At 47.7% G+C, this 26,365-nt stretch carries 28 protein-coding genes and 2 other annotated features (1 of these 30 running past the window's edge); of the genes, 27 read left to right on the plus strand and 1 reads right to left on the minus strand.

Translation table 11 applies throughout. The features are described 5' to 3' along the window. The 8 genes from HP399_RS01205 to pssA form a co-directional block, all read left to right on the plus strand. Positions 1–293, plus strand: partial view of an HAD hydrolase-like protein gene (locus HP399_RS01205; RefSeq protein ID WP_173621056.1) — the end only. The gene continues 394 nt to the left of window position 1, outside the view; only the last 293 of its 687 coding nucleotides appear in the window; its start codon lies off the left edge, out of view; it ends in the stop codon at positions 291–293. A 188-nt stretch (positions 294–481) separates the two neighbouring features. Further along, positions 482–946 carry a CtsR family transcriptional regulator gene (locus HP399_RS01210; RefSeq protein WP_173621057.1) on the plus strand — a complete coding sequence of 155 codons (465 nt, stop codon included), beginning with the start codon at positions 482–484 and terminating at the stop codon, positions 944–946. A 16-nt stretch (positions 947–962) separates the two neighbouring features. Next, a complete protein-coding gene (locus tag HP399_RS01215) occupies positions 963–1,481 on the plus strand; it encodes a protein-arginine kinase activator protein McsA (RefSeq protein ID WP_007716182.1) in 519 nt (172 codons plus the stop codon). A 19-nt stretch (positions 1,482–1,500) separates the two neighbouring features. After that, positions 1,501–2,574, plus strand: a complete 1,074-nt coding sequence (locus HP399_RS01220; protein ID WP_172143232.1) for a protein-arginine kinase McsB — start codon at positions 1,501–1,503, stop codon at positions 2,572–2,574. Between the two features lie 66 nt (positions 2,575–2,640). Next, entirely contained in the window at positions 2,641–5,091 is a 2,451-nt protein-coding gene (locus HP399_RS01225) for an ATP-dependent Clp protease ATP-binding subunit (protein ID WP_106841303.1), read from the plus strand. 106 nt (positions 5,092–5,197) lie between these two features. Continuing rightward, on the plus strand, positions 5,198–6,565 hold the full coding sequence (gene radA / locus HP399_RS01230) for a DNA repair protein RadA (protein WP_173621058.1): 1,368 nt from the start codon (positions 5,198–5,200) through the stop codon (positions 6,563–6,565). Between the two features lie 8 nt (positions 6,566–6,573). Then, positions 6,574–7,650: a DNA integrity scanning diadenylate cyclase DisA gene (gene disA / locus HP399_RS01235; RefSeq protein WP_048036021.1), complete on the plus strand. Its 1,077-nt coding sequence runs from the start codon at positions 6,574–6,576 to the stop codon at positions 7,648–7,650. A gap of 114 nt (positions 7,651–7,764) precedes the next feature. Then, positions 7,765–8,493, plus strand: a complete 729-nt coding sequence (pssA, locus tag HP399_RS01240; protein ID WP_017247027.1) for a CDP-diacylglycerol--serine O-phosphatidyltransferase — start codon at positions 7,765–7,767, stop codon at positions 8,491–8,493. A gap of 95 nt (positions 8,494–8,588) precedes the next feature. Here pssA and HP399_RS01245 read toward each other — a convergent pair whose 3' ends face one another. Continuing rightward, positions 8,589–8,984 (minus strand): nucleoside triphosphate pyrophosphohydrolase family protein, encoded by a 396-nt coding sequence (locus HP399_RS01245; RefSeq protein ID WP_007716195.1) that lies wholly within the window; start codon positions 8,982–8,984, stop codon positions 8,589–8,591. Positions 8,985–9,271: 287 nt separating this feature from the next. Here HP399_RS01245 and HP399_RS01250 point away from each other — a divergent pair, with 287 nt between their 5' ends. The 19 genes from HP399_RS01250 (at position 9,272) to rpoB (ending at position 26,354) form a co-directional block, all read left to right on the plus strand. Continuing rightward, positions 9,272–10,360 (plus strand): PIN/TRAM domain-containing protein, encoded by a 1,089-nt coding sequence (locus HP399_RS01250; RefSeq protein ID WP_173621059.1) that lies wholly within the window; start codon positions 9,272–9,274, stop codon positions 10,358–10,360. 26 nt (positions 10,361–10,386) lie between these two features. Next, positions 10,387–11,073 (plus strand): 2-C-methyl-D-erythritol 4-phosphate cytidylyltransferase, encoded by a 687-nt coding sequence (ispD, locus tag HP399_RS01255; RefSeq protein ID WP_173621060.1) that lies wholly within the window; start codon positions 10,387–10,389, stop codon positions 11,071–11,073. Positions 11,074–11,076: 3 nt separating this feature from the next. Then, a complete protein-coding gene (gene ispF, locus HP399_RS01260; RefSeq protein ID WP_048035642.1) occupies positions 11,077–11,550 on the plus strand; it encodes a 2-C-methyl-D-erythritol 2,4-cyclodiphosphate synthase in 474 nt (157 codons plus the stop codon). An 87-nt stretch (positions 11,551–11,637) separates the two neighbouring features. Further along, positions 11,638–13,104 carry a glutamate--tRNA ligase gene (gltX, locus tag HP399_RS01265; protein WP_173621061.1) on the plus strand — a complete coding sequence of 489 codons (1,467 nt, stop codon included), beginning with the start codon at positions 11,638–11,640 and terminating at the stop codon, positions 13,102–13,104. 27 nt (positions 13,105–13,131) lie between these two features. After that, positions 13,132–13,394 (plus strand) — a binding site (T-box leader). A 159-nt stretch (positions 13,395–13,553) separates the two neighbouring features. Further along, positions 13,554–14,219, plus strand: coding sequence for a serine O-acetyltransferase (gene cysE / locus HP399_RS01270; protein WP_173621062.1), 666 nt, complete (start codon positions 13,554–13,556; stop codon positions 14,217–14,219). Next, entirely contained in the window at positions 14,200–15,606 is a 1,407-nt protein-coding gene (cysS, locus tag HP399_RS01275) for a cysteine--tRNA ligase (protein ID WP_173621063.1), read from the plus strand. The genes cysE and cysS overlap by 20 nt, the downstream gene beginning before the upstream one ends. A gap of 17 nt (positions 15,607–15,623) precedes the next feature. Further along, entirely contained in the window at positions 15,624–16,028 is a 405-nt protein-coding gene (locus tag HP399_RS01280; protein WP_137031409.1) for a Mini-ribonuclease 3, read from the plus strand. A gap of 1 nt (position 16,029) precedes the next feature. After that, complete coding sequence (gene rlmB, locus HP399_RS01285; protein WP_173621064.1) at positions 16,030–16,785, plus strand: 23S rRNA (guanosine(2251)-2'-O)-methyltransferase RlmB; 756 nt, start codon at positions 16,030–16,032, stop codon at positions 16,783–16,785. 1 nt (position 16,786) lies between these two features. Beyond that, entirely contained in the window at positions 16,787–17,311 is a 525-nt protein-coding gene (locus HP399_RS01290; protein WP_173621065.1) for an NYN domain-containing protein, read from the plus strand. Between the two features lie 83 nt (positions 17,312–17,394). Beyond that, positions 17,395–18,045, plus strand: a complete 651-nt coding sequence (gene sigH / locus HP399_RS01295) for an RNA polymerase sporulation sigma factor SigH (RefSeq protein WP_005828894.1) — start codon at positions 17,395–17,397, stop codon at positions 18,043–18,045. A gap of 240 nt (positions 18,046–18,285) precedes the next feature. Further along, complete coding sequence (gene rpmG / locus HP399_RS01300) at positions 18,286–18,435, plus strand: 50S ribosomal protein L33 (RefSeq protein ID WP_003392018.1); 150 nt, start codon at positions 18,286–18,288, stop codon at positions 18,433–18,435. Then, positions 18,435–18,683, plus strand: coding sequence for a preprotein translocase subunit SecE (gene secE, locus HP399_RS01305; protein WP_007716212.1), 249 nt, complete (start codon positions 18,435–18,437; stop codon positions 18,681–18,683). The genes rpmG and secE overlap by 1 nt, the downstream gene beginning before the upstream one ends. A gap of 45 nt (positions 18,684–18,728) precedes the next feature. Next, a complete protein-coding gene (nusG, locus tag HP399_RS01310; protein ID WP_012683971.1) occupies positions 18,729–19,265 on the plus strand; it encodes a transcription termination/antitermination protein NusG in 537 nt (178 codons plus the stop codon). Positions 19,266–19,448: 183 nt separating this feature from the next. Further along, on the plus strand, positions 19,449–19,874 hold the full coding sequence (gene rplK, locus HP399_RS01315) for a 50S ribosomal protein L11 (RefSeq protein ID WP_007716214.1): 426 nt from the start codon (positions 19,449–19,451) through the stop codon (positions 19,872–19,874). An 89-nt stretch (positions 19,875–19,963) separates the two neighbouring features. Next, positions 19,964–20,647, plus strand: coding sequence for a 50S ribosomal protein L1 (gene rplA / locus HP399_RS01320; protein ID WP_173621066.1), 684 nt, complete (start codon positions 19,964–19,966; stop codon positions 20,645–20,647). A gap of 42 nt (positions 20,648–20,689) precedes the next feature. Continuing rightward, positions 20,690–20,852: a sequence feature (ribosomal protein L10 leader region), on the plus strand. Between the two features lie 25 nt (positions 20,853–20,877). Then, positions 20,878–21,393 carry a 50S ribosomal protein L10 gene (gene rplJ, locus HP399_RS01325; RefSeq protein WP_144618209.1) on the plus strand — a complete coding sequence of 172 codons (516 nt, stop codon included), beginning with the start codon at positions 20,878–20,880 and terminating at the stop codon, positions 21,391–21,393. A 55-nt stretch (positions 21,394–21,448) separates the two neighbouring features. After that, positions 21,449–21,811 (plus strand): 50S ribosomal protein L7/L12, encoded by a 363-nt coding sequence (gene rplL / locus HP399_RS01330; protein ID WP_106841291.1) that lies wholly within the window; start codon positions 21,449–21,451, stop codon positions 21,809–21,811. A gap of 99 nt (positions 21,812–21,910) precedes the next feature. Next, entirely contained in the window at positions 21,911–22,507 is a 597-nt protein-coding gene (locus HP399_RS01335) for a class I SAM-dependent methyltransferase (protein ID WP_173621067.1), read from the plus strand. 307 nt (positions 22,508–22,814) lie between these two features. Next, entirely contained in the window at positions 22,815–26,354 is a 3,540-nt protein-coding gene (gene rpoB, locus HP399_RS01340) for a DNA-directed RNA polymerase subunit beta (RefSeq protein WP_173621068.1), read from the plus strand. Positions 26,355–26,365: the final 11 nt, after the last annotated feature.

The raw sequence follows: 26,365 nt of genomic DNA on the forward strand, positions 1-26,365 counted from the left end.
AGTTAAAGCCGCTGATGACCGATCTGTACTCAGCTGGCCGTTTCCGCACGCATTCCAAAAATGACCTAGTTGCAAAATTGTTGTCTGATTACAAAATCGGGCAGGCCATCATGGTAGGAGATCGTCACTCCGACGTGGAAGCAGGCAAGACAAACGGTTTATTTACCATTGGTTGCGACTTTGGTTTTGCGAAACCAGGCGAGCTTGATGGGGCAGATGTCATCATCACCAGCTTCTCTCAGCTACTGAATCATTTGCCAGCAATCGACACCAATACACAAGAACAAACATAAACCATTCCTCAGGGAGTGGTTTTTTTGTTGATCATGTCCAAGTTTCAAGCGACCCTCTTTTGCCCACACTAGAATGTGTAAGGGACACTTGCGGGCACGCATTAAACCCATTATAATTAACGTCAAAGATAGTCAAAGTCAATAGGTAACCTCATAAGAACATACACAGAGGAATAGGAGGCGATGACTTGCGTAACATCTCGGACATCATTGAACATCACTTAAAAGGCATCATTACAAACAGTCCCAATGGATCGATCGAGATTCAGCGTAGTGAGCTTGCCGACCATTTTCAATGTGTGCCGTCTCAGATCAATTACGTCATCAATACGCGCTTTACCGTTCAAAAAGGATACATTGTAGAGAGTAAGCGCGGGGGCGGCGGGTATATTCGCATACGCAAGGTGCAGATTGTCAGCAAAGCACGCTTGCAGCAATTGCTAACAGAAGAACTAATTGGTGAGAGCATCAGTCAGAGCGTGGGAAATGCGATCGTAGAAAGACTATTTGAGGAAGGATTAGTCAACATCAGAGAAGCCACCTTGATGAAAATCGCTACCTCGCGAAACGTATTGACGCTAGAAGCTGAATTGCGGGATCGTTTGCGGGCAAATATTTTAAAGCAGATGATCGCAGCAATCTTGTTGAAGTAAGAGGAGGTATGATGTTATGAACTGTGAGGAATGCGGAAAACGACCGGCGACACTGCATTTGACGAAAATCGTCAATGGCGAAAAAACCGAATACCATATTTGCGAGCAATGTGCTCATGAAAAAGGGGACGTCTTTACCGGCTTTCACAACTTCAGCATCAACAATCTCCTGTCAGGACTTTTAAAATTTGATCCCATGCAAAAGAATGGACGCGAAACGGCAACGAATAAGCCGCTTCAATGCGAAACATGTGGACTCACATATTCTCAATTTAGTAAAAGCGGCCGATTTGGCTGTAGTGATTGCTACACCTTTTTGGGTGATCGACTGGACCCCCTTTTCCGCCGAATTCATGGAAACACACAGCATAGTGGAAAAGTACCAGAGCGGACCGGTGGCAAACTGAAGATCCGTAAAGAGCTGGAGCAACTAAAGCAAGCGCTGCAAAGTCATGTCGCCAGTGAAGAGTTCGAGAAGGCAGCAGAAATGCGCGATCGAATTCGAGCATTGGAACAAAAAATGGCCCAATCGTAGCAAGGGAGGTTAGCTGGTTATGTCCCAAAAGCAGTTTATGCAAAACCCGTGGAGCAATTGGATGAAAGGAGAAGGTCCTGATTCCGACATTGTCATTAGTACACGGCTGCGTATCGCCCGTAACCTGCGCCAGCACCCCTTTCCGTTATTGGCAACGGACTCGCAGGGCGAGGAAGTCGTCAGAAAGGTAACGGAAGTAAGCGATTCGGAGGCAATGCGCAAAAGGCATCAGCTTCAGGTCATCCATATGGACCAAATTAATCCGTTAGAAAAAAGGGTGCTCGTAGAAAAGCATCTGATTAGCCCTCACCTGGCAGAGGAATCTCGCAAAGGTGCGGTATTACTTCGTGAAGATGAGTCTGTCAGCATTATGGTTAATGAAGAAGACCACATTCGAATACAGGTACTATTACCTGGGTTTCGTTTGAACGAGGCATGGGAAATAGGTACGAAGATAGACGACATTTTTGAGAAAAGCTTGAACTACGCTTTCGACGAAACTCGAGGATATCTTACAAGCTGCCCAACCAATGTGGGTACGGGAATTCGTGCATCTGTGATGCTGCACTTGCCAGCTCTGGTGATGACGCAGCAGATCAGCAGAATTTTACAGGCAATTAATCAAGTTGGTCTAGTCGTTAGAGGAATTTACGGAGAGGGCAGCGAAGCTCTAGGGAATCTTTTTCAGTTATCCAATCAGGTCACACTGGGGATGTCTGAATCGGATATCCTTTCCAATCTCTACGGCGTAGCCAGACAGATTATTGAGCAAGAGCGTGTGGCACGTACTTATTTGCTGGAGCATACACGGGTTTCTTTGGAGGATCGGATTTTTCGGTCGTATGGCATCTTGATGTACGCTCGCACGGTAGAGTCCAAGGAAGCGGCTCAACGTCTGTCCGATGTACGTCTGGGAATTGATCTAGGCATCATTCCGAATGTATCTCCGCTCGTCCTAAACGAACTGTTGGTCACGACACAGCCAGGGTTTTTACAGCACCACGCTGGACAAAAGCTCACTCCGGACCAACGCGATGAAAGAAGGGCAAGGCTGATCCGAGAGCGCCTGCGCGTAGTAGAATCACAAGAGTAATCGTAATGGTATCACGCAATTGTTAACCATATAGAGAAAAAACACGGTTATACGGAGGTGTACGATATGATGTTTGGACGTTTTACAGAACGAGCACAAAAAGTACTGGCGCTTGCCCTGGAAGAGGCGGTTCGTCTCGGACACAAAGATATTGGGACAGAGCATGTGCTACTGGGACTTATTCGAGAAGGCGAAGGGATTGCGGCAAAGGCACTGCAATCACTTGGGCTTGGCCTCGATAAAATCCAGAGTGAAGTGGAGTCGTTAATCGGGCGAGGAACAGAGCAGTCCGGTAGTAATTACACACCAAACTATACACCTCGCGCCAAAAAGGTTATTGAACTTTCGATGGACGAAGCCCGCAAGCTGGGTCATACCTATGTCGGGACTGAACATATTCTACTTGGCTTGATCCGTGAAGGAGAAGGCATTGCTGCGAGAATCATGAACAATTTAGGCGTTAGCCTGAACAAGGCACGTCAACAGGTACTCCAGCTTCTTGGTAGCTCAGAAATGATGGCATCTCATCAACCGTCTGGAGGGAATCCAGCGGCGAATACGCCGACACTGGACGGCTTGGCAAGGGATCTGACTGCAATCGCTCGTGATGGCGGGCTGGACCCTGTCATCGGTCGCCAAAAGGAAATCGAGCGTGTGATCCAAGTACTTAGCAGACGCACCAAGAACAACCCTGTTTTGATTGGGGAGCCTGGTGTCGGGAAAACAGCTATCGCAGAAGGTCTTGCCCAAAAAATCGTGAACAACGAAATTCCGGAGACCCTTCGTGATAAACGAGTCATGACACTGGATATGGGAACCGTTGTTGCGGGAACCAAATATCGCGGTGAGTTCGAAGATCGTCTGAAAAAAATCATGGACGAAATTCGCCAAGCAGGAAACATCATCCTATTTATTGATGAGCTGCACACCCTGATTGGTGCAGGTGGAGCAGAAGGCGCAATTGATGCCTCCAACATTTTGAAGCCTGCTCTGGCACGTGGCGAGCTACAGTGCGTAGGTGCCACAACGCTGGATGAATATCGCAAGTACATCGAAAAAGACGCGGCACTGGAGCGTCGTTTCCAACCGATTCAGGTTGATGAACCGACAGCGGAGGATGCTATTCGTATTCTGCATGGCCTTCGTGATCGTTACGAAGCCCACCATCGTGTCAAAATTACCGACGAAGCAATCGAGCAGGCAGTAAAACTGTCTGACCGCTATATTACGGAACGCTTCCTGCCTGACAAGGCCATCGACTTGGTCGACGAGGCGGCATCCAAAGTTCGCTTGCAATCCTTTACGGTTCCACCAAACCTCAAAGAGCTGGAGGGACGTCTGGAAGAGGTGCGCAAGGAAAAAGACGCTGCCGTGCAATCACAAGAGTTCGAGGAAGCAGCAGCACTTCGCGATCAGGAGCAAAAACTGCGTGAGGAACTGGATAAAACGAAAAAAGACTGGAAAGAGCGCCAAGGTCAGCTGAACATGGAGGTTACGCCAGAAGATATCGCACAAGTAGTAGCGAGTTGGACGGGTATTCCTGTGTTGAAGCTGAAGGAAGAAGAGACAGAGCGCTTGCTGAAGATGGAAGAGATTTTGCACGATCGCGTCATTGGTCAAGATGAAGCAGTAAAATCCATCTCGCGTGCGATTCGCCGTGCCCGTGCTGGTCTGAAAGACCCAAAACGTCCAATCGGCTCGTTTATCTTCCTAGGACCTACTGGTGTGGGTAAAACTGAATTGGCTCGTGCCGTGGCAGAGACGCTTTTCGGTGACGAGGATGCAATGATTCGTGTGGATATGTCCGAGTACATGGAGAAGCATTCCACCGCTCGTCTGGTAGGTGCCCCTCCTGGCTACGTAGGCTTTGACGAAGGCGGTCAGCTGACCGAAAAAGTGCGTCGCAAGCCTTACTCCGTCATTTTGCTGGACGAAATCGAGAAGGCTCACCCAGACGTATTTAACATCCTCTTACAAGTACTGGATGATGGTCGTCTGACAGACTCCAAGGGACGTACCGTCGATTTCCGCAACACGGTTGTCATTATGACTTCCAACGTCGGAGCCAGCATGATCAAGAAAAATACGACGCTCGGCTTCACAACCAACGATTCGGAAAGAAAGTATCAGGATATGAAAGACAAAGTCATGGATGAGCTGAAGAAAAGCTTCCGTCCTGAGTTCTTGAACCGTATCGACGAAGTCATCGTGTTCCACTCCTTGGAGCAAGAGCACATCGAGCAAATCGTATCTCTCATGACAGACGAGCTGCGTAAACGTTTGAAAGAGCAAGACATTGATTTCCAACTGACCGAAGAAGCTAAGAAAGTATTGGCAAAAGAAGGGTTTGATCCGGCTTATGGTGCACGTCCTCTGCGTCGTGCTATCCAGCGCCACATCGAGGATAATTTGTCCGAGGAATTGCTCAAGGGCACGATCAGTAAAGGCGATACCGTCAATATCGAAGCCGAAGAAGGCAAGCTGGTTGTCAAGCGCCTCGAAAAAACGAAATCATAAGCTAGGTTGAAATGTAATAGAATGCCTCCTGATTCGGGAGGTATTCTTTTTTTGGGTGCGTAATTATGATAAAAGTAGAGAAAGAAATCCAAGTGAGGGTGCGATTATGTCAAAGTATAAAACGAAATACGCGTGTCAAGAATGTGGCTATGAATCACCAAAATGGATGGGAAAATGCCCAGGCTGCAGCAGCTGGAACACCTTGGTGGAAGAAGTGACGGTAAAAAATGCACATCGTCACGAAGGGATGAGCGGCGGCCAGCGTCAATCTGCGATTCCATTGACCCAGGTAGCCAGTGAAGAAGAGCCACGCATGGATACGACAATCGGAGAATTGAATCGTGTACTTGGTGGAGGACTTGTTCCGGGTTCACTCATTTTGGTTGGGGGAGACCCCGGAATTGGGAAATCGACATTGCTTTTGCAGACATCTTTTGCCTTGGCTCATCAAGGGGCGAAGGTTCTCTATGTATCTGGAGAGGAGTCGGCAAAGCAAATCAAAATTCGCGCGGATCGACTCCATTTGCAAACGCCACCGATGTTTGTATTGGCAGAAAATGATTTGGATTTGATCGAACAGCATATTAATCAAGTAGACCCGGATGTGCTGATTATTGACTCGATCCAGACCGTGTTTCACCCGACGATCCAATCGGCTGCTGGAAGTGTCGCGCAAGTGCGGGAGGCGACTGCCCAATTGATGCGGATTGCAAAAGGGAAAGGAATTGGTACCTTCATTGTCGGTCACGTTACCAAGGAAGGATCTATCGCCGGTCCGCGTATGCTTGAGCACATGGTAGATGCTGTTCTTTATTTTGAAGGAGAGCGCCACAATACGTTTCGAATTTTGCGCGCCGTCAAAAACCGTTTTGGTTCGACAAATGAAATCGGTATTTTCGAGATGAAGGATCGCGGTTTGGAGGAAGTGGCGAATCCATCTGAGATATTTTTGGCAGAGCGTCCATTTGGTGTTGCGGGTTCGACAGTCGTAGCCAGTATGGAGGGCACACGTCCCGTCTTGGTTGAGCTGCAAGCTCTCGTTGCCCCGACCAGCTTTGTAACCCCTCGGAGAACGGCAACAGGGGTCGATCATCAGCGTGTGGCGATGATCATGGCAGTGTTAGAAAAGCGCATGGGCATGATGCTGCAAAATCAGGATGCTTATGTAAACGTAGCAGGTGGGGTCAGATTGGATGAGCCAGCGGTTGATTTGGCGATTGCCGTAAGCATTGCAAGCAGTTTCCGTGACCACGCTACCAATCCGCATGATGTCGTTATCGGAGAGATTGGTTTGACTGGAGAGGTGCGCGGTGTCTCCCGTATCGAGCAACGAGTACGAGAAGCACATAAGTTAGGGTTTAAGCGTGTCATCATCCCGGAGAAAAACATCCGTGGTCTGGATGCGCCAGCTGATATTCAAGTAATTGGTGTGAGCAATATTGCCGATGCGTTGAATGAGGTGATAAGGAGGTAGGAGTGGGCATGCAGGGGAACATCAAAAGAGCTCCGCAATTCGGTGATGTGCTTCGTCTCGTGGCACCCGGCACACAGCTTCGTGAAGGGTTGGAAAATGTTTTACGGGCCAAAACCGGGGGCTTGATCGTCATTGGGTGCGGTCCAGAGATGAAGTCGATTGTCGATGGCGGTTTTTCCATCAATTGTGATTTTTCTCCTGCCCATTTGTATGAATTAGCGAAGATGGATGGGGCGATTATAGTAAGTGAAGACGCAAAACGCATCCTGTACGCGAATACGCAAATCTTCCCACCCTCCTCAATCCCCACGAGCGAGACGGGGACACGGCATCGTACAGCGCAACGGACAGCCATTCAAACGAATCATCTGGTCATTGCGATCTCTCAGCGCCGCAATGTGATCACACTGTATCAGGGGAATTTCCGGTATGTCTTAAGCGAAATCAGCGTCATTTTGGCCAAGGCGAATCAAGCTGTATCTACCCTAGAGAAATACAAGGCCGTGCTTGATCAAACACTGACGAATCTCGGTGCGTTAGAATTCGAGGAGCTCGTTACGTTACATGAAGTTGCCTCGGTTTTGCAACGGATTGAGATGGTTTTACGTATTAAAACAGAGGTCTCCAAATACATATGTGAGCTAGGGGTAGAAGGAAGGCTCGTCAGTATGCAGTTGGAGGAACTGGTCTCAAACATTGAGGAAGAGGCCCATATGCTTATTCGGGATTATTCCCGAGATCCATCCTATTCACCTGATCTCGTGCTTCGGGATATGAAAAAATTGAACTCGGAGGAAATGCTGGAGCTCACTTCCTTTTTGCGAACGCTGGGATATTCCTCCAATGCCAGTATGCTGGATGAATCCGTTTCCCCTAGAGGATATCGGATCCTGTACAAGATCCGGCGGCTGCCCGTTACGATCATCTCAAATCTGGTAGAGCATTTTCATCATCTGCCGCGAATTATGATGGCAACGATCCAGGAATTAGACGAAGTAGAAGGCATTGGCGAGGTCCGAGCGAGAGCCATTAAAGAGGGGCTGAAACGAATTCAAGAACAAGTGTTCATTGACAGACACATTTAAAGTAGAATAGGATAAAGGCATTATTTGTATTCAACATTTGCCTAGGGGACTTGGATAAAAACAAGGTCGACAGGATAACCTGCTCCTTACGCAAAAGAAATCAGGAGGTAGTCTATGTTCGTGAAATCGTTACCGAACATACTAACCGTAAGCAATTTGTTTCTGGGAGTTTTAGCAATTATTCTTGCGTTTCGAGGCGATCAATACGTCGAATATGCAGCGATCACTGTGATCATTGGTATGCTGGCAGACGGGCTGGATGGACGTGTAGCTCGTATGCTAAATGCCCAAAGTGAGTTCGGGAAGGAATTGGATTCCCTTTCTGACGTCATTACATTTGGGATTGCGCCAGCGTTCATCATGTATGTTGTCGTCTTGCAACACTTTGATTTGCTTGGGATTCTCATTACAGCCATTTTTCCGATCTGTGGTGCGCTGCGTTTGGCGCGTTTTAACGTACAGGCCGGGGTTCCGGGGTATTTCATCGGTTTGCCGATTACGGCAGCGGGGGGCGTACTGGCTACGCTCGCACTTTATCACCAAGTTTTCACTCCGGTATTGCTTGCCGTAAGTATGTTGCTGCTTGCCTTTTTGATGGTATCAAAGGTCAAGTATCCTAACTTTAAAAAAGTGGGGATTCCAAAGTCTGCTTACTGGATCACACCCATTATCATCGCGATTGTGGTTGTTGTAGCGATTAAGTATCCGCAGCAATTTCCAAAAATCGTCTTCCTGCCACTTGCTTTTTATGCACTGTACGGAATAAAAAAAAACGTTGACTTTCTTGTCAAAAAATTACGCAAGCGTAAAAACAAAGAGGAAGAATCCGTTCCGTTCGAATAGTTACGGCATAAAAAAACCCACACTTCAATGTGCGGGTTTTTCTTTTTTGTATGCAACTTTTTTTAGGGTTCATTCGTAATACGAGTAGCGGACTTTTAAGACAGATTGAAGACACCCAAAGTATTCAGTCGGTTGGATTCTTTCTGAAGCACATCTTCTAGCTTAATGTCAGTAATATTGCACAAGGCAGTGAGGTAAAAGAGGTTTTTGCCAAGCTCAGCAGTAACTACATCGCGACAATGCTCGCACAGCGGACCGTTAAAGTGGGTGTCCAAATGGGACTTGTTGTCCTCCAGATTCTTGTTCGAATCGTACGTCTGTTTTTTGGCAACCACTTCGACACAGCCGCATTCGGTGATGGCTTTTGTCAGTGAACGGTTAATGCGGGATGCCGTTTCCTGAACTTTGGACATGACGTCCAGTACGCTACGATGTCTGATCAAAAGCTCGGATACTTGCGTTTGAAAGTCGTCTATGTTTCGATTGTCCATCTGGATTCACCTCTGCTTTAGGCTGTTGGTATCGTCATAATTTTCTCTCATTACGATACTGACATTATAAGAAGGGAGCCAGCTCTCTGTCAATTTATCATCGAAGGAAACGAGTGTTCCCGGGTTGACGAGAAAATGACAACTATGTTAAAATTTTTGGCTATTTGACACGGCAAAATCTTTTTTGCTATAGTGAGGGAAAGTAAAATGAAGCATTATAATGATTTGGAAAAAAATAGGGTTTCACTCTTAGGCTTCTGTCTATATTAGTAAAAGGAGGTGAAGGCATGTTACGCCGAGTAGGAAAATTCATTTTTGTTTTGATTGGTGGCGGATTAGGGTATCGATTTGGTGACGAATTGTTCTCGTTGCTCGATCCACTGTTAAACTTTGGTGTAGTAGCCGGATCGCAATATATTGGAGCTGTACTAGGTGCCATCTTGTTTTTCTTTTTAGCGAATTGGGTTGTGGATTATGTTCTGCGCATCGTTCGATGGGGTGAAGAGACACTCGTCAAAATGCCGGTTGTCGATGTGATGTTCGGAGCGATGGGGTTGATTAGTGGTCTTATTATTGCATTCTTATTATTCCTGCCCATCAGTAAAATTCCGATTCCATTTGTAGGAGATCTTTTGCCGTTAATTGTTTCCGGGTTGCTTGGTTATTTGGGCTTCCAGGTAGGATTTCGCAAGCGGGACGAGATTATGTCGGTATTTTCGATTGGACGTAAGGATAAGAAAAAGGAAAGTGCAACATCCGCCACTACCTTGGAAAATAAAATTCTCGATACCAGTGTCATCATTGACGGACGCATCGCAGATATTTGCCGTACCGGCTTTCTGGAAGGGGTACTAGTCATTCCGGGATTTGTGCTAGAGGAGCTGCAGCATATCGCCGATTCCTCCGATGTACTGAAGAGAAACCGCGGTCGTCGTGGTCTGGATATCTTGAACAAGATTCAAAAAGAAATGAAGGTAAAGGTCCAGATTTGGGAAGGCGATTTTGAAGAAGTATCCGAGGTGGATAGCAAGCTGATCAAGCTCGCTAAGCTCATTGGCGGAAAGGTCGTAACAAACGACTTTAACCTGAACAAGGTATGTGAGCTGCAAGGTGTTGCGGTATTGAACATCAATGATTTGGCGAATGCAGTCAAGCCCGTAGTTTTACCTGGAGAAGAGATGAACGTTCAAGTCATCAAGGATGGGAAAGAGCACGGTCAGGGTGTCGCTTATCTGGACGATGGCACGATGATTGTTGTAGAGGGCGGACGAGAATACATTGGAAACGACGTCGATGTTCTCGTAACGAGTGTGCTGCAAACTTCAGCAGGACGTATGATCTTCGCCAAACCAAAGTTGCTGGAACGAGCGTTATAGAAAGACAACAGGAGAGGGATGAATCAGTGAGTACGGGTGTCGTGATCGTTGCAGCCGGTTCGGGTAAACGAATGGGTGGACAACGCAACAAGTTGTGGTTACCGCTTGCGGGCGAGCCGATCTTGGCTCATACGGTACGTCTTTTTGCTACTCATCCCGACATTGATGAAGTCGTGCTAGTGGTGAGTGAAGCAGACCACGCAGAAGTAATGTCCTTGATCTCGGCTGAAAAGCTGACGGTTGTGGTTACTCTGGGTGGAGCAGAGCGACAAGACAGTGTGAGAAATGGCTTGGCATCACTATCCGCAAATTGCGATTACGTACTGGTTCACGATGCTGCTCGTCCTTTCGTCACTCGCAAACAGATCAGTGACATGATCAAACAGGTGCAACAAGATCAGGCAACGATCATGGCAGTACCTGTCAAAGATACGATTAAAGTGGTGGGGGCAAAAGGACTTGTAGAGTCAACCCCGGCACGGGAGAGCTTGTGGGCGGTTCAAACCCCACAAGCTTTTCGTATGTCTTTATTGCGAGAGGCACATCAGGCAGCGGAGGCAGCGGGGAAGCTGGGTACGGATGATGCGATGTTGGTTGAGTGGCTGGGTCATCCGGTATCGATTCTGCACGGAAGCTATGAGAACATTAAGATTACTACGCCAGACGATCTGTGGTTTGGTGAAGAGATATTGCGGAAACGAAAGGGAGAGTAGCTCATGCGTATTGGACAAGGTTTTGACGTGCATCAATTAGTAGAGGGGCGTCCATGCATTATCGGAGGCGTCACCATTCCGTATGAAAAAGGCTTGCTAGGGCATTCTGACGCGGATGTTCTCCTCCATGCGATTAGTGACGCGATTCTTGGAGCGATTGGTGAAGGGGATATTGGCCGTCATTTCCCAGATACAGACCCGGCTTTCAAGGATGCGGATAGCGTAAAGCTGCTGGAGCATGTATGGAAGTTGGTTCGGGAGCGCGGCTACCGCTTAGGAAACGTGGATGCAACGATCATTGCTCAAGCGCCGAAAATGGCGCCATACATCCCACAAATGTGTGAAGTCATTGCACGCGTGCTGGAAGCAGACGATCTCTCGCAAGTGAATGTGAAGGCGACGACATCGGAGAAACTCGGTTTTACAGGTAGAGGAGAAGGAATCGCTGCTCAGGCAGTATGCTTGCTTGTCAAGTAGAAGGGCAAGGTGTAACATAAAGCCTTAGATACGTTTTTACTTAGGTCAAGGTTATAGCCTTTTACATTCATAAGGATGGTGCTACCAATGGCGAAAGAAATTCGCACTCGTTATGCGCCGAGTCCTACGGGGCATTTACACATCGGCGGTGCGCGAACAGCGCTCTTCAATTATCTTTTTGCGAAACATCACGGTGGTTCGTTCATCGTTCGGATTGAAGATACGGACCAAACGCGCAATAAGGAAAATGCGGACGAAGAACAAATGAAAAACCTGAAATGGCTCGGCGTAACTTGGGAAGAAGGTACAGACGTTGGTGGACCATATGGACCGTACCGTCAAACTGAGCGCCTGGACATTTATCGGAAATATATCGATCAACTGCTGGCAGAAGGCAAAGCGTACTACTGCTACGCGACAAAAGAAGAGCTGGATGCAGAACGTGAAGAACAGCTCGCTCGTGGAGAAACACCACGCATTCTGGAAAAGCACCGCCATGTAACGGACGAGCAGCGTGCTCAATACGAAACAGAAGGGCGAGTGCCATCCATTCACTTCCTCGTTCAGGATAATCGCGAGTATGTCGTGAACGACCTGATTCGTGGCCAGGTAACATTCGACTCCAACGAGATGGGCGATTTCGTTATTTGCCGTCCGGATGGAATTCCTACATACAACTTCGCTGTTGTAGTGGATGACTATTTGATGAAAATTAGCCACGTCATTCGTGGAGAAGAGCATCTGTCCAACTCGCCTCGTCAATTGATGATTTATGAAGCGTTTGGCTGGGAAGCGCCTGACTTTGCTCACTTGGCACTGATCCTCAACCAAGATGGCAAAAAGATGTCCAAGCGCGACGAGAGCATTCTCCAGTTCATTGAACAGTACCGTGATCTCGGCTTCTTGCCAGAAGCAATCGTGAACTTCCTTGTTCTTCTGGGATGGTCTCCAGGTGGCGAAGAAGAGATTTTCTTAATGGAAGATCTGATCAAGCTGTTCTCAATGGACCGCGTGAATAAGTCGCCAGCTGTGTTTGATGCAACGAAGATGAACTGGATGAACAACTTCTATTTGAAGCGCCAACCGCTGGATATGATCACAGATATGTGTATCCCGCATCTGCAAAAAGCTGGCTTCATCGAAGAGAATTTGTCTGCTGAGAAGCGCGAATGGGTTCGCAGTATCGTAGGCTTGTACCAAGAGCAAATGTCCTACTGTGCGCAAATCGTTCCGTTGGCAGCTCTTTTCTTCCTCGACGAAGTGGTGTACGATGAAGAAGCAACTCTGGTGCTGAAAGAACCACAATTGCCGGAAGTACTTGCTTCCTTTGTGAAACACCTTTCTGCCCAGGATGCATATAATGTGGATGTTATTAAAGCGGTACTCAAAGACGTGCAAAAGGAAACGGGTCACAAAGGCAAGGCATTGTTCATGCCGGTCCGCGTAGGAGCAACTGGTCAAGCGCATGGTCGCGATCTGGCGGAGACGTTGTATCTGCTTGGACGCGACAAGGTGATTGCACGTGCAGAGCAAGTAATTACAAACGGTCAGTAAGTGTTGGCTGGTTCTCTTTTATAAATAATGAATGCAACGATCAGGAGAAGTACAACAGTCTGCACATCTACAGAGAGGATGGATAGGTGAGAGCCATCTGGTGTGCCCTGTATGGAAATGCCCCTGTGAGCAATGAGCTGAACCTATCTTTTTGAAAAGATATCAGTAGGCGCCATCGGCTTCCCGCCGTTATCGGGATATGAGCGAGATTTGCTCATGACTGTTGTGAGTTTTTAGTGACAGTGATGACGATCTAAGCAGAGTGGAACCACGGTAAACCCGTCTCTGTCCCTTCGTGTTTGAGGGGATAGGGGCGTTTTTTATTTTTTGAAAAGGTAGTTCAAAAAGTGGTTCTCGCTCCTTTCTCGATGCTGAAAAGACAACTTTTTGAACCCTGACATTGAGGTTGAACGTGAGCAGGTAAATCAGGCAGGAGGTGCCACCCAAAAATGTTAGCACAGATGAGAGATGACATTCATGCTGTTTTTGAACGAGACCCGGCTGCGCGAAGTACGCTGGAAGTCGTTATGACCTATTCCGGTTTGCACGCGATATGGGGGCACCGGATTGCCCACAGGCTCTGGAAGGCTGAGCTGTGTACACTCGCCCGAATTGTCTCTCAACTATCCCGTTTTTTCACGGGAATTGAGATTCACCCGGGCGCAACAATTGGCCGCGGACTGTTCATTGACCATGGCATGGGTGTTGTGATCGGAGAGACGTGCGAAATCGGAGACCATGTAACGATTTATCAAGGGGTTACACTCGGGGGAACAGGTAAGGAAAAAGGAAAGCGTCACCCTACGATCGGCAATGATGTCATTATTGCGACGGGAGCAAAGGTGTTGGGCTCCTTCAAAATTGGCGATAATTCAAAGATAGGGGCTGGTGCCGTTGTCTTGCAGGAGGTACCGCCTAACTCGACCGTAGTAGGAATCAAGGGACGCATCGTCATCCAGGATGGCAAACGGGTCAAAAATGATTTGGACCATGTAAACATGCCAGACCCGGTAGCGGATACGATTCGTATGATGCAAAAGGAAATTGAGCAATTACGTAAAGAATTGGAGCTTTTGAGGGAGGATAAAAAGAACGATGGGCATTCAGCTGACTAACACGATGTCGCGGCGAAAGGAACCGTTTCACACATTGGAGCCAGGAAAGGTAAAAATGTACGTGTGCGGCCCGACTGTGTACAACTACATCCACATTGGAAATGCGCGCCCTGCCATTGTATTTGATACACTGCGCCGTTACTTGAAATATCGTGGATACGAAGTGACGTTCGTGCAAAATATTACGGACGTAGAAGACAAACTGATTCGTGTAGCGAATCAGGAAGGTGTCACTGTCAAAGAAGTGGCTGATCGATACACAGATGCGTACAATGCTGATCTGAAATCACTGAACGTATCGCCACCGGATATTCAACCGCGAGTGATGCAGACAATTCCGGAGATCATTGAATTCGTGCAAGGGCTGATTGAAAAAGGCTTTGCCTACGAGAGTGAAGGTGACGTCTATTTCCGCACAGGACGTTTTCAGGAATACGGAAAGCTATCGCATCAACCGTTGGATGATTTGCAGGCAGGTGCTCGTGTAGAAATCAACGAGAAAAAGGAACATCCCTTGGACTTCGTGCTTTGGAAAGCGGCCAAGACCGGAGAAGTTACCTGGGACAGTCCGTGGGGCGAAGGAAGACCAGGATGGCATATTGAGTGCTCGGCAATGGCCCTGAAGTTTTTGGGTGAGGAAATCGATATCCATGCGGGCGGAACAGACCTTGTGTTCCCGCACCATGAGAACGAAATTGCTCAGTCGGAGTGCTTTACGGGTAAAGTCTTTGCTCGCTACTGGCTACACAACGGGATGCTCAATATCGATAACGAAAAAATGTCCAAATCCCTCGGGAATTTCTTGCTTGCACGCGATCTTTCGGAGAAATTCGGCGGTCAATTAATTCGCTTCTTTATGCTTCAGGGGCACTATCGCAACCCGATCAATTTTAGCGAAGAGTTGATCGAACAGGCGGCAAATGGTATGGAGAGAATCAAGACTGCGTATACGAATCTGTCCCATCGCCTGGATACCGTGCGCGCAGAAGAGCCGAATGATCAGGCACAGGAGCAGGCACGAATCATTGGAGAGCTTCGCGAGCGTTTCATTGCTGAGATGGATGATGATATCAATACAGCTAATGCCATTACAGTTATTTTTGACGTCGTGAAGGAAGCCAACCTGTATTTGCGTCATCAAAATGTAGGCGAAACCGAAGTTCGTGCGTACATGGATTTGTTGGTGGAGTTGACGGAGGTTCTTGGTCTTGAAATTGCAGAAGAGCAGGAGCTGTTGGATAGTGAGATTGATGCGTTGATCGAAGAGCGCACAGAAGCTCGCAAAGCAAGAGATTTTGCCCGTTCTGACGAAATCCGCGATCTGCTCGCAGCAAAAGGAATCGTGCTGGAGGACACGCCACAAGGTGTTCGCTGGCGTCGAAAGTAAGGGGCCGAAGAAAATAGATGCAAAAAGAAGAACTAACCCGAGATCCTAATCTGACAAATCCACTCGTGCTTGCCTTCCTCGGGGATGCTACCTATTCGCATTGTGTCAGGTATCATTTGATCGCCAAGGGGCTGGTTAAACCAAACCAGCTCCACAAGGCGGCCAACCGCTATGTTTCAGCGAAAGCACAGGCCAATGTGTTGTTGACGTTAATGCCCACATTGCCGGAGGAAGAATTGAGTGTAGTGAAGCGGGGGCGGAATGCCAAATCCGGCTCCAGTGCCAAGAACGCCGATATTATCGACTACCGTCATGCAACGGCTTTTGAAGCATTGATCGGGTACCTGTACTTGAGTGGAAAAGAAGAGCGGATCGCTGAAATTGTGCAGCAGGCTTTTGCCATAGTGGAAGGAGAATCATGAAATGAGTGAAGAGTGGATTCTGGGGAAAAACCCCGTCATCGAGGCTTTGCGATCAGGCCGTACGATTAATAAGATTTGGATTGCAGAGGGAACGAATAAAAATCTGATGGGACCTGTCTATGCCTTGGCGAAAGAACAGGGTGTCATTGTGACGACGGCGAATCGCAAAAAGCTGGATCAGCTCGTGTCGACGGACAACCATCAGGGTGTAGTGGCTTCTGTTGCTGCTTACGATTATGTAGAAGTAGACGATATTTTGAAGCTGGCAGAGGAAAAAAACCAGGCGCCGTTCATTTTGCTGCTGGACGAGCTGGAAGATCCGCATAACCTTGGTTCCATCATGCGGACAGCCGATGCAGTCGGTGCTCATGGTGTCATCATTCCAAAGCGCCGTTCTGTCAGTCTTACGGCAACGGTGGCAAAAGCTTCGGCAGGGGCGATCAACTACGTGCCAGTAGCGCGAGTGACGAACTTGGTTCGTACCATGGAAGAGCTCAAAGAACGCGGTGTTTGGATCGCAGGAACAGACGCGAGTGCCAAACAAGATTTCCGTCAGGGTGACTATACGATGCCACTTGCGATTGTCATTGGCAGCGAAGGAAAAGGTATGAGTCGCCTCGTGCGGGAAAACTGTGATTTTCTGTACAGCCTTCCGATGGCGGGCAATGTTACCTCACTCAACGCTTCTGTAGCAGCTGCCTTGTTGATGTATGAAGTCTATCGCTCCAGGAGTCCAATTCCGACTCGGGTGAAATGACATGGCAAAACGAAAAGCCAAGCAGCTGTTGATCGTAGATGGATACAATATCATCGGCGCCTGGCCCGATCTGCGCCTGCTGAAGGATCAAGAGCGGATGGACGAGGCGCGTGATCAATTAATCGCAAAAATGGCAGAGTACCAGAGCTACACTGGTGTGCAGGTCATCATTGTCTTTGATGCGTACAACGTTCCTGGCATTGGCCGTCAAATGGAAGACTTCCAAGTTGAAGTTTATTTTACGAAGAAAAAGGAGACGGCTGACGAAAAAATCGAGCAGTTAGTCTCCCAATTTCACAATAAAAATCGACAAATTTACGTGGCAACTTCTGACTATACGTCGCAACGTGTCATATTTGGGCAGGGAGCTTTGCGCAAATCTGCCCGGGAGTTGTTGCTCGATATGGAAAATGCGGGGAAAGAAATCAAGAAACAAGTCGAAAAAACGCAAGAAGACGGCTTCTCCAGGCGGATTTCGCTGAATGATGAAATAGCGAAAATATTCGAAAAATGGAGAAGGGAATAACTTGGATTCGGTTGACGCTTTTTTACGGCATCATGTATAATAGCGCTATCTATTGGAGAAACCGGTTGGCGGAGGGATCATTTGTGAGTGTTGACCTCAAGGAGTTAAAACATGCCCAATATGAACTAATGACCGACGAAGAAGTAGTCGACCTGGTTCGCGATAATGACGCCGAAGCTTTGGAGTATTTGATCAACAAATACAAGAACTTCGTCCGTGCCAAAGCGAGATCCTATTTTCTTATTGGGGCTGACCGCGAAGACATCGTGCAGGAAGGGATGATCGGACTGTACAAGTCTATTCGCGACTTCCGAGGAGACAAGCTCACGTCGTTCAAGGCATTTGCCGAGCTGTGTATTACCCGTCAGATCATTACCGCGATCAAGACGGCGACACGCCAAAAGCACATCCCGCTCAATTCTTACGTCTCATTGGACAAGCCTATATACGATGAAGATTCTGACCGCACACTACTCGATGTGATCTCGGGAACCAAGGTGACCGATCCAGAGGAATTGTTTATCAATCGGGAAGAATTCGATGACATCGAGGGCAAGATGAGTGAAATCTTGAGTGACTTGGAGCGCCAGGTTCTCATGCTTTACTTGGACGGACGATCCTATCAGCAGATTGCTGTTGAACTGAAGCGTCATGTCAAGTCTATCGATAATGCATTACAAAGAGTCAAGCGCAAGCTAGAGCGCTATTTAGAAGGAAGAGAGATTCATCTGTAAGAGAGAATCTCTCTTTTTATTTTGGAAGCAAAAGGACTTCAGGTTGTCAAGTCATTTTGTTTGACATGGGTATTTCGGTATGATAAATTTATTTAGGTAGCCATAGACTCTTATCTCTCTGTTCTATGGTTACTTAGGTGAATGAAATGGTCTGGAAAAAGTAGCGGTTTTCCCGTACTATTTATCATCGGGGTACTTTTAACTAATAGCAGGTTTGAAATGAGATGGAGGTGGCAATAAATGCGAGTAAACATCACGTTGGCGTGCACCGAGTGTGGCGAGCGTAACTATATCTCCACAAAGAACAAGCGCACCACTACTGAACGTGTTGAACTGAAAAAGTATTGCTCCCGTGACAAGAAGCAAACCCTTCATCGCGAGACGAAGTAATGGTTGATGCGACGAAGTCAGGGGGTGGCAAAGTGGGTTTTTTATCACGAATCGGAGCCAGTTTTCGCCGTACCGGTGGTTTTTTTAGTGACGTAATGTCCGAGCTAAAGAAAGTCCGTTGGCCTAACCGTAAAGAATTGACGACCTATACGCTCGTTGTTCTTGTTACGGTTATGCTCCTGGCAGTATTCTTCTTCGTCGTTGATTTGGGTATCTCGCGCTTGATCGATTTGATTCTAGGAACGTAATTATGCAAGTCTTAGGAGGGACGGACGGTTATCGTCCTGTTGGATATGGAAAAAGCATGGTATGTACTTCATACGTACTCAGGTTACGAAAACAAGGTGAAAACCAATCTGGAGAAGCGACTCGAGTCGATGGGCATGGAAGACAAGATCTTTCGCGTTCTTGTTCCCACTGAAGAAGAGGTGGAAACCAAGGATGGTAAGAAGCGCACCGTCACGAAAAAAGTGTTTCCTGGATACGTCCTTGTTGAAATGGTGATGACGGACGACTCTTGGTATGTCGTGCGCAACACCCCTGGGGTTACCGGCTTTGTCGGATCCACGGGTGCTGGCTCTAAACCGACAGCGCTGCGTCCTGAAGAGGCCGATACGATTCTCAAGCAAATGGGAATCGAAATTCCCAAGATCAGAGTCGATTTTGCTCTCCGCGATATGGTGCGCGTCACAGATGGTCCGTTTTCCAATCGCACCGGGGAGATTATCGAGATTTACCCGGACAGGCAGAAGGTTCGCGTGTTGGTGGACATCTTCGGTCGCGAAACACCGGTAGAGCTAGACTTTACACAAGTTCAACAATTGGATTAGGATTCAACTTGAAAAGTATCGCGCTATGTGGTACATTTCATTTTGTTTTAACAATCCCACAACACTAATTGGGGTTTCTTGCACTCTCACTATAGATCGAAAGTCTTTTACTAGACTTTCAAAAAACGGTGGGAGGGGGCATTCCCCCGTAATAACCACATGTGAAGTAAGGAGGTGTCTTACGTGGCTAAGAAGGTTATCCGCGTAATTAAATTACAAATTCCAGCAGGTAAAGCGAATCCTGCACCTCCAGTAGGTCCGGCTCTCGGTCAAGCTGGTGTAAACATCATGGGATTCTGTAAAGAATTCAATGCTCGCACTGAAAGCGAAGTAGGTATGATCATTCCGGTGGAAATCACCGTGTTTGAAGACCGTTCTTTCACTTTTATCACAAAAACTCCTCCAGCTGCAATTCTGTTGAAGAAAGCTGCTGGTATCGAGTCCGGTTCCGGCGTACCAAACAAAACAAAGGTTGCTACGCTGAAGCGTGATAAAGTTCGTGAAATCGCAGAACTGAAGCGTCCTGACCTGAATGCTGCATCCGTAGAAGCGGCTATGCGCATGGTAGAAGGTACAGCTCGTTCTATGGGTATCGTAATCGAAGACTAATTGTCTTGAGTGCAAGGGGGCACAGACGTTGTGCCCCCCTGTCTGTGGGAGGATCAACCGCTACGACCACATTGAAGGGAGATTTAATCATGGCGAAAAAAGGTAAGAAATATCAAGATGCTGTAAAGCTCGTTGATAAAAACAAAGTATACGAAGTAGCAGAAGGTATTGAGCTGGTTAAAAAAGCAGCTACTGCTAAGTTCGATGAAACTGTTGAAGCAGCTTTCCGTTTGGGTGTAGACCCTAAACGTGCTGACCAACAAATCCGTGGCGCTGTTGTATTGCCACATGGTACTGGTAAAGTACAACGTGTTCTCGTATTCGCTAAAGGCGAAAAAGCAAAAGATGCTGAAGCAGCTGGCGCAGACTTCGTAGGCGATGCAGACATGATCGCGAAAATTCAAGGTGGCTGGTTCGACTTTGACGTTATCGTAGCTACCCCTGACATGATGGGTGAAGTAGGTAAATTGGGTCGTGTACTCGGTCCAAAAGGCCTGATGCCAAACCCTAAGACCGGTACTGTTACTTTTGACGTAACAAAAGCGGTTAACGAAATCAAAGCAGGTAAAATTGAGTATCGTGTAGACAAAGCAGGTAACATCCACGCTCCTATCGGTAAAGCGTCTTTTGATGCTGACAAGCTGGCTGACAACCTGGCTGCTCTGACTGACGCACTAAACCGTGCGAAACCAGCTGCAGCAAAAGGTGTTTACATGAGAAATGTAACCCTGAGCTCCACTATGGGCCCTGGTGTACGTGTATCTGTAAAATAATGACAGTTGACTTCCGATGTGGGAGTTGTTAAGATAGTTCCTGTTGATGAAAAGAATATGCCGTAGACAGAAGGCGCGGTGCTTGTGAGAGTAACGCTTAATTTCCCTCCGAGGCGTGTAATGTACGAATGAGGAAACGCCGTTTTCCTTTGACGATATAGCATTATGCCCTCGTGAGTCTGCGAGGGCATTCTTCATTTTCTAGGATTAGAGCACGGGAGGTGTAAACAATGGCAGAAATTCGTCCAACCGTTATTCGTGAAGAAAAGGTACAAGCGATCAACGAAATCGCAACCAAACTCCGCGAAAGCCAAACCACAGTGGTGGCTGACTACCGCGGTCTGACAGTAGCACAAGTAACCGAGCTCCGCAAACAATTGCGTGAAGCAGGTGTTGAGTTCCAGGTGTTGAAAAACTCCCTGACTCGTCTGGCTACTGAGAAGGAAGGCCTGACTGAACTGGATCAATATCTGACTGGGCCGAACGCTCTGGCGTTCTGCAATGAAGATATCATCGCTCCAGCGAAAGTTATCGCTGAATTCGCGAAGAAAAACGACAAGCTGGAAATCAAGGGTGGCGTTATCGAAGGTAAAGTAGTTGGTGCTGATCAAATTAAAGAATTGGCGTCCCTACCAAACCGCGAAGGTCTCTTGTCCATGCTTCTCTCCGTCCTGCAAGCTCCAATGCGCAACGTTGCACTGGCAGTCAAAGCAGTGGCCGAGCAAAAAGAAGGTCAAGGCGCGTAATCGCCTGATCAGCTAATGATTTACAAATACGATTCCTTGAATGGAGGATTTTAAAATGGGTAAAGAGCAAATCTTGGAAGCCATTAAAGGCATGTCCGTTCTCGAACTGAACGACCTGGTAAAAGCAATTGAAGAAGAATTCGGTGTAACTGCTGCTGCTCCTGTAGCTGTAGTTGCTGGTGGCGGAGCAGAAGCTGCTGCTGAGCAAACTGAGTTCACTGTTAACCTGGTAAGCGGCGGCGCTTCCAAAATCAACGTAATCAAAGTTGTTCGCGAGCTGACTGGCTTGGGTCTGAAAGAAGCAAAAGACCTGGTAGACAACGCTCCAAAAACACTCAAAGAGGGCGTTTCCAAAGACGAAGCAGAAGCTCTCAAAGCAAAACTCGAAGAAGCTGGCGCACAAGTAGAAGTAAAGTAAGTTAGCTTCCTTTAGGAAATCCCCTTGCCTGCGGCAGGGGGTTTTTCTGTAAGGTTTTGATGAATGCATGTTGAAACGATGAGGAAGGGTGAATCACACGTGGCAGACCACTACTACACCAATCGACCGGGTGCTGCACATGACGAACAGCAATTTACGTTTATGCTCCGTGGCAATGAGCTTCGTTTCATTACGGATGCAGGCGTTTTTTCCCGAGAGCGGATTGACTTTGGAAGTGTATTGCTCATCGAGAACATGGAAATCGACAGTCATGCGCGTGTGCTCGATGTGGGCTGTGGGTATGGTCCGATGGGCTTGACGGCTGCCAGACTTGCTGAACATGGTCGGGTAACGATGATCGATGTGAACGAGCGTGCGGTGAACCTGGCTCGTCGTAATGCAGAAGCAAATGGAATAAAAAATGTCGAGGTTCGAGTGAGTGATGTTTATAGCGGCGTGCAAAGTGAGCAGTTTGACGTCATTCTGACCAATCCGCCGATTCGCGCGGGCAAGGAAATCGTTCATCGCATTTTCGTGGAAGGTTACGATCTGTTGGTTGATGGTGGAGAAATGTGGGTTGTCATTCAAAAGAAACAAGGCGCCCCATCTGCATTGAAGAAACTACAGGAAATGTACCGTGAAGTGATAGAAGTAGATCGGGAAAAGGGCTACCACATATTCCGTGCAATCAAATAAGCAAGAAGAAATCATTAGAAAAGTTTTCTTGACGTGAATAATTGAATGTGGTAGCATTATAAAATGTCAATATGGGATAAATGTCTATTTTTCAGCAATTCCCTGTCTGTCAAGCGTTTCTACTTTTTTCCTTAGATAGGAATGTTTGCGTGAAAACATGGGAATTCTTTTAAAATAGAGTTTCTCTGGGTTAAAAATGGTTGAAACTACTTTAACCCATTTTTATTTTTAGGCATTCGTCTGCGATTTTAAAGTTGCCGAATGCCGAGTTTCTATGTGTGAAAACACAACCTGAGGGGTGAATAAGTTGGCAGGTAAAGTGATTCAAAGTGGCCGACACCGCCAGCGTCGTACGTATTCACGTATTAACGAAGTGCTGGGCCTTCCAAATCTCATCGAGATTCAACAAAAGTCCTACCAGTGGTTCCTTGATGAGGGGCTCCGTGAGATGTTCCAAGACATTTCGCCAATCCAGGACTTCACAGGTAATCTCGTGCTGGAGTTTATCGACTACAGCTTGGGAGAGCCGAAGTACGATGTTGACGAGTCGAAAGAACGTGACGTCACCTATGCGGCGCCTCTGCGTGTGAAGGTACGTTTGTTGAACAAAGAGACGGGAGAAGTGAAGGAACAAGAAGTCTTCATGGGGGATTTCCCGCTCATGACCGAAACGGGAACCTTCATTATTAATGGTGCTGAGCGCGTTATTGTCAGCCAGCTTGTTCGTTCCCCCAGTGTATATTACAACACCAAAGTGGACAAAAACGGCAAGCAGACGTTTACAGCTACAGTAATCCCGAACCGGGGTGCTTGGCTGGAGCTGGAGACCGATGCGAAAGACGTAATTTATGTCCGCATCGACCGTACGCGAAAAATCCCGGTAACGGTTCTTTTGCGTGCGTTGGGCTTTGGTTCTGACATTGAGATTCTCAACTTGCTGGGTGAAGATGAATACATCAAGAACACGCTGGAAAAAGACAATACCGATTCTACGGAAAAAGCGCTCATCGAAATCTACGAGCGTCTTCGTCCGGGCGAGCCGCCAACAGTTGAAAATGCGAAGAGCCTCTTGATCTCTCGTTTCTTCGACCCTAAGCGCTATGACCTGGCTTCTGTTGGTCGTTACAAAATGAACAAGAAGCTTCATCTGAAAAACCGTCTGTACAACCAACGTTTGGCTGAAACATTGATCGATACCACTACAGGTGAAATTTTCGCCGAAGCCGGTCAAATGATTGACCGTCGTGTATTGGAGCGCATTGTGCCAGCTCTGGAAGGCAGCATCGGATTTATTGACGTTCGCACGCATGGCGGCGTTCTGGAAGATGAAGCAATCCATCTACAATCTATCAATATTTTCTCTCCGATTGAAGATGGCAAGATCATCAAAGTAATCGGAAACGGAAATGTAGATAAGTCCTTCAAGCATATTACGCCGGCGGACATCGTCTCGGCGATCAACTATTTCATGAACCTCCTGCACAGTGTAGGTTCCACAGACGATATCGACCACTTGGGTAACCGTCGTCTGCGTTCCGTGGGTGAGCTCTTGCAGAACCAATTCCGTATCGGTTTGTCCCGTATGGAGCGTGTGGTTCGTGAGCGTATGTCCATCCAAGATCAAAATCAAATTACACCGCAGGCTCTCATTAACATCCGTCCAGTGATTGCATCACTAAAGGAGTTCTTTGGTAGCTCGCAGTTGTCTCAGTTTATGGACCAAACAAACCCATTGGCTGAGCTGACGCACAAACGCCGTCTGTCCGCACTCGGACCTGGTGGTTTGACGCGTGAGCGCGCGGGCTTCGAAGTGCGCGACGTTCACCATTCCCACTACGGTCGTATGTGTCCAATTGAGACGCCAGAGGGACCAAACATTGGTTTGATCAACTCTTTGTCGTCCTTTGCACGCATTAACGATTACGGATTCATTGAAACACCTCGTCGTAAAGTAGATCCAGAAACAGGCTTCGTGTTGACTGATATCAGCTACTTGACTGCTGATGAGGAAGACGTGTTCAACGTGGCACAGGCGAATCAGCCACTGGATCAAGATGGCCGTTTCGTAAACGACATGGTTATCTGCCGTCGTAAAGGTGAGATCTTGAGCGTACCGCGCGACAAGGTTGACTTCATGGACGTATCGCCGAAGCAGGTTGTATCTGTTGCGACAGCGCTGATTCCGTTCCTCGAGAACGATGACGCCAACCGCGCACTGATGGGTTCAAACATGCAGCGGCAGGCCGTTCCGCTTTTGATTCCACAAGCACCGTTTGTCGGTACTGGTATGGAACATAAAGCAGCGCAAGACTCCGGCGTGGCGATCGTAGCCAAAAATCCGGGTCAAGTAGAGCGCGTAACGGCTCGCGAAATCTGGATTCGTCGTTACCAAGAAATCGACGGTAGAAAAGTTGCCGGCGATCTCGATAAGTACAAAATGCACAAGTTTATTCGTTCCAACCAAGGTACCTGCATCAACCAGCGTCCAATCGTAAGCACTGGAGACTGGATTGAAAAAGGCGATATCGTTGGGGACGGCCCATCCACTGAAAAAGGTGAATTGGCTCTCGGTCGTAACGTAATCGTAGCGTTTATGACGTGGGAAGGATACAACTACGAAGACGCGATTCTTCTGAGTGAAAAACTTGTTAAAGATGACGTGTATACGTCTATCCATATTGAAGAATATGAGTCCGAAGCTCGCGACACCAAGCTGGGTCCAGAGGAAATCACTCGCGATATTCCAAACGTCGGGGAAGATGCTCTGAAAAACCTGGACGAACGCGGTATCATCCGTGTTGGTGCGGAGATTCAGGACGGCGACATTCTCGTTGGTAAGGTTACTCCAAAAGGGGTTACTGAGCTGACAGCAGAAGAACGCCTCCTGCATGCCATCTTCGGTGAAAAAGCTCGTGAAGTTCGTGATACATCCCTGCGCGTACCGCATGGCGGTTCCGGTATCATCGTAGACGTAAAAGTATTTACGCGTGAGAATGGCGACGAATTGCCACCAGGCGTAAACCAACTCGTTCGCGTTTACATCGCCCAAAAACGGAAAATCTCCGTGGGTGACAAAATGGCCGGTCGACATGGTAACAAAGGGGTTATTGCCCGCATCATGGCGGAAGAAGACATGCCGTTCCTGCCAGATGGCTCTCCAGTAGAGATCGTACTCAACCCGTTGGGCGTACCTTCGCGTATGAACATCGGTCAGGTATTGGAGACTCACTTGGGTATGGCAGCGAAGCTTCTGGGTATCCACGTAGCAACGCCAGTATTTGACGGTGCACGTCAGGCAGAAGTATTCGAAACGTTGGAAGAAGCAGGCCTGGATCGTGACGGAAAAACGATCTTGTTTGATGGTCGTACAGGTGAACCGTTTGATCGCCGTGTAACAGTTGGTTGTGTATACATGCTGAAACTGGCTCACTTGGTCGATGACAAAATCCATGCTCGTTCCACTGGTCCTTACTCTCTTGTTACGCAACAGCCATTGGGTGGTAAAGCTCAATTTGGTGGACAGCGTTTCGGGGAGATGGAGGTTTGGGCACTGGAAGCATACGGTGCTGCCTACACCTTGCAAGAAATTCTCACTGTCAAGTCGGATGACGTCGTGGGCCGCGTGAAAACGTACGAAGCGATCGTTAAGGGTGAAAACGTTCCAGAACCAGGTGTTCCTGAGTCCTTCAAAGTATTGATTAAGGAACTCCAGAGCTTGGGTATGGACGTGAAGATTCTGTCCGGTGATGAGAAGGAGATTGAAATGCGTGAAATGGAAGACGAGGATGAAGGCAACGGTGAAAAACTGAACCTCGTACTCGAAGGCGGAAGCTTGAACGAAGAGTAAGATTCCGGTAC

Source organism: Brevibacillus sp. DP1.3A, assembly GCF_013284245.2.
GTDB lineage: Bacteria > Bacillota > Bacilli > Brevibacillales > Brevibacillaceae > Brevibacillus.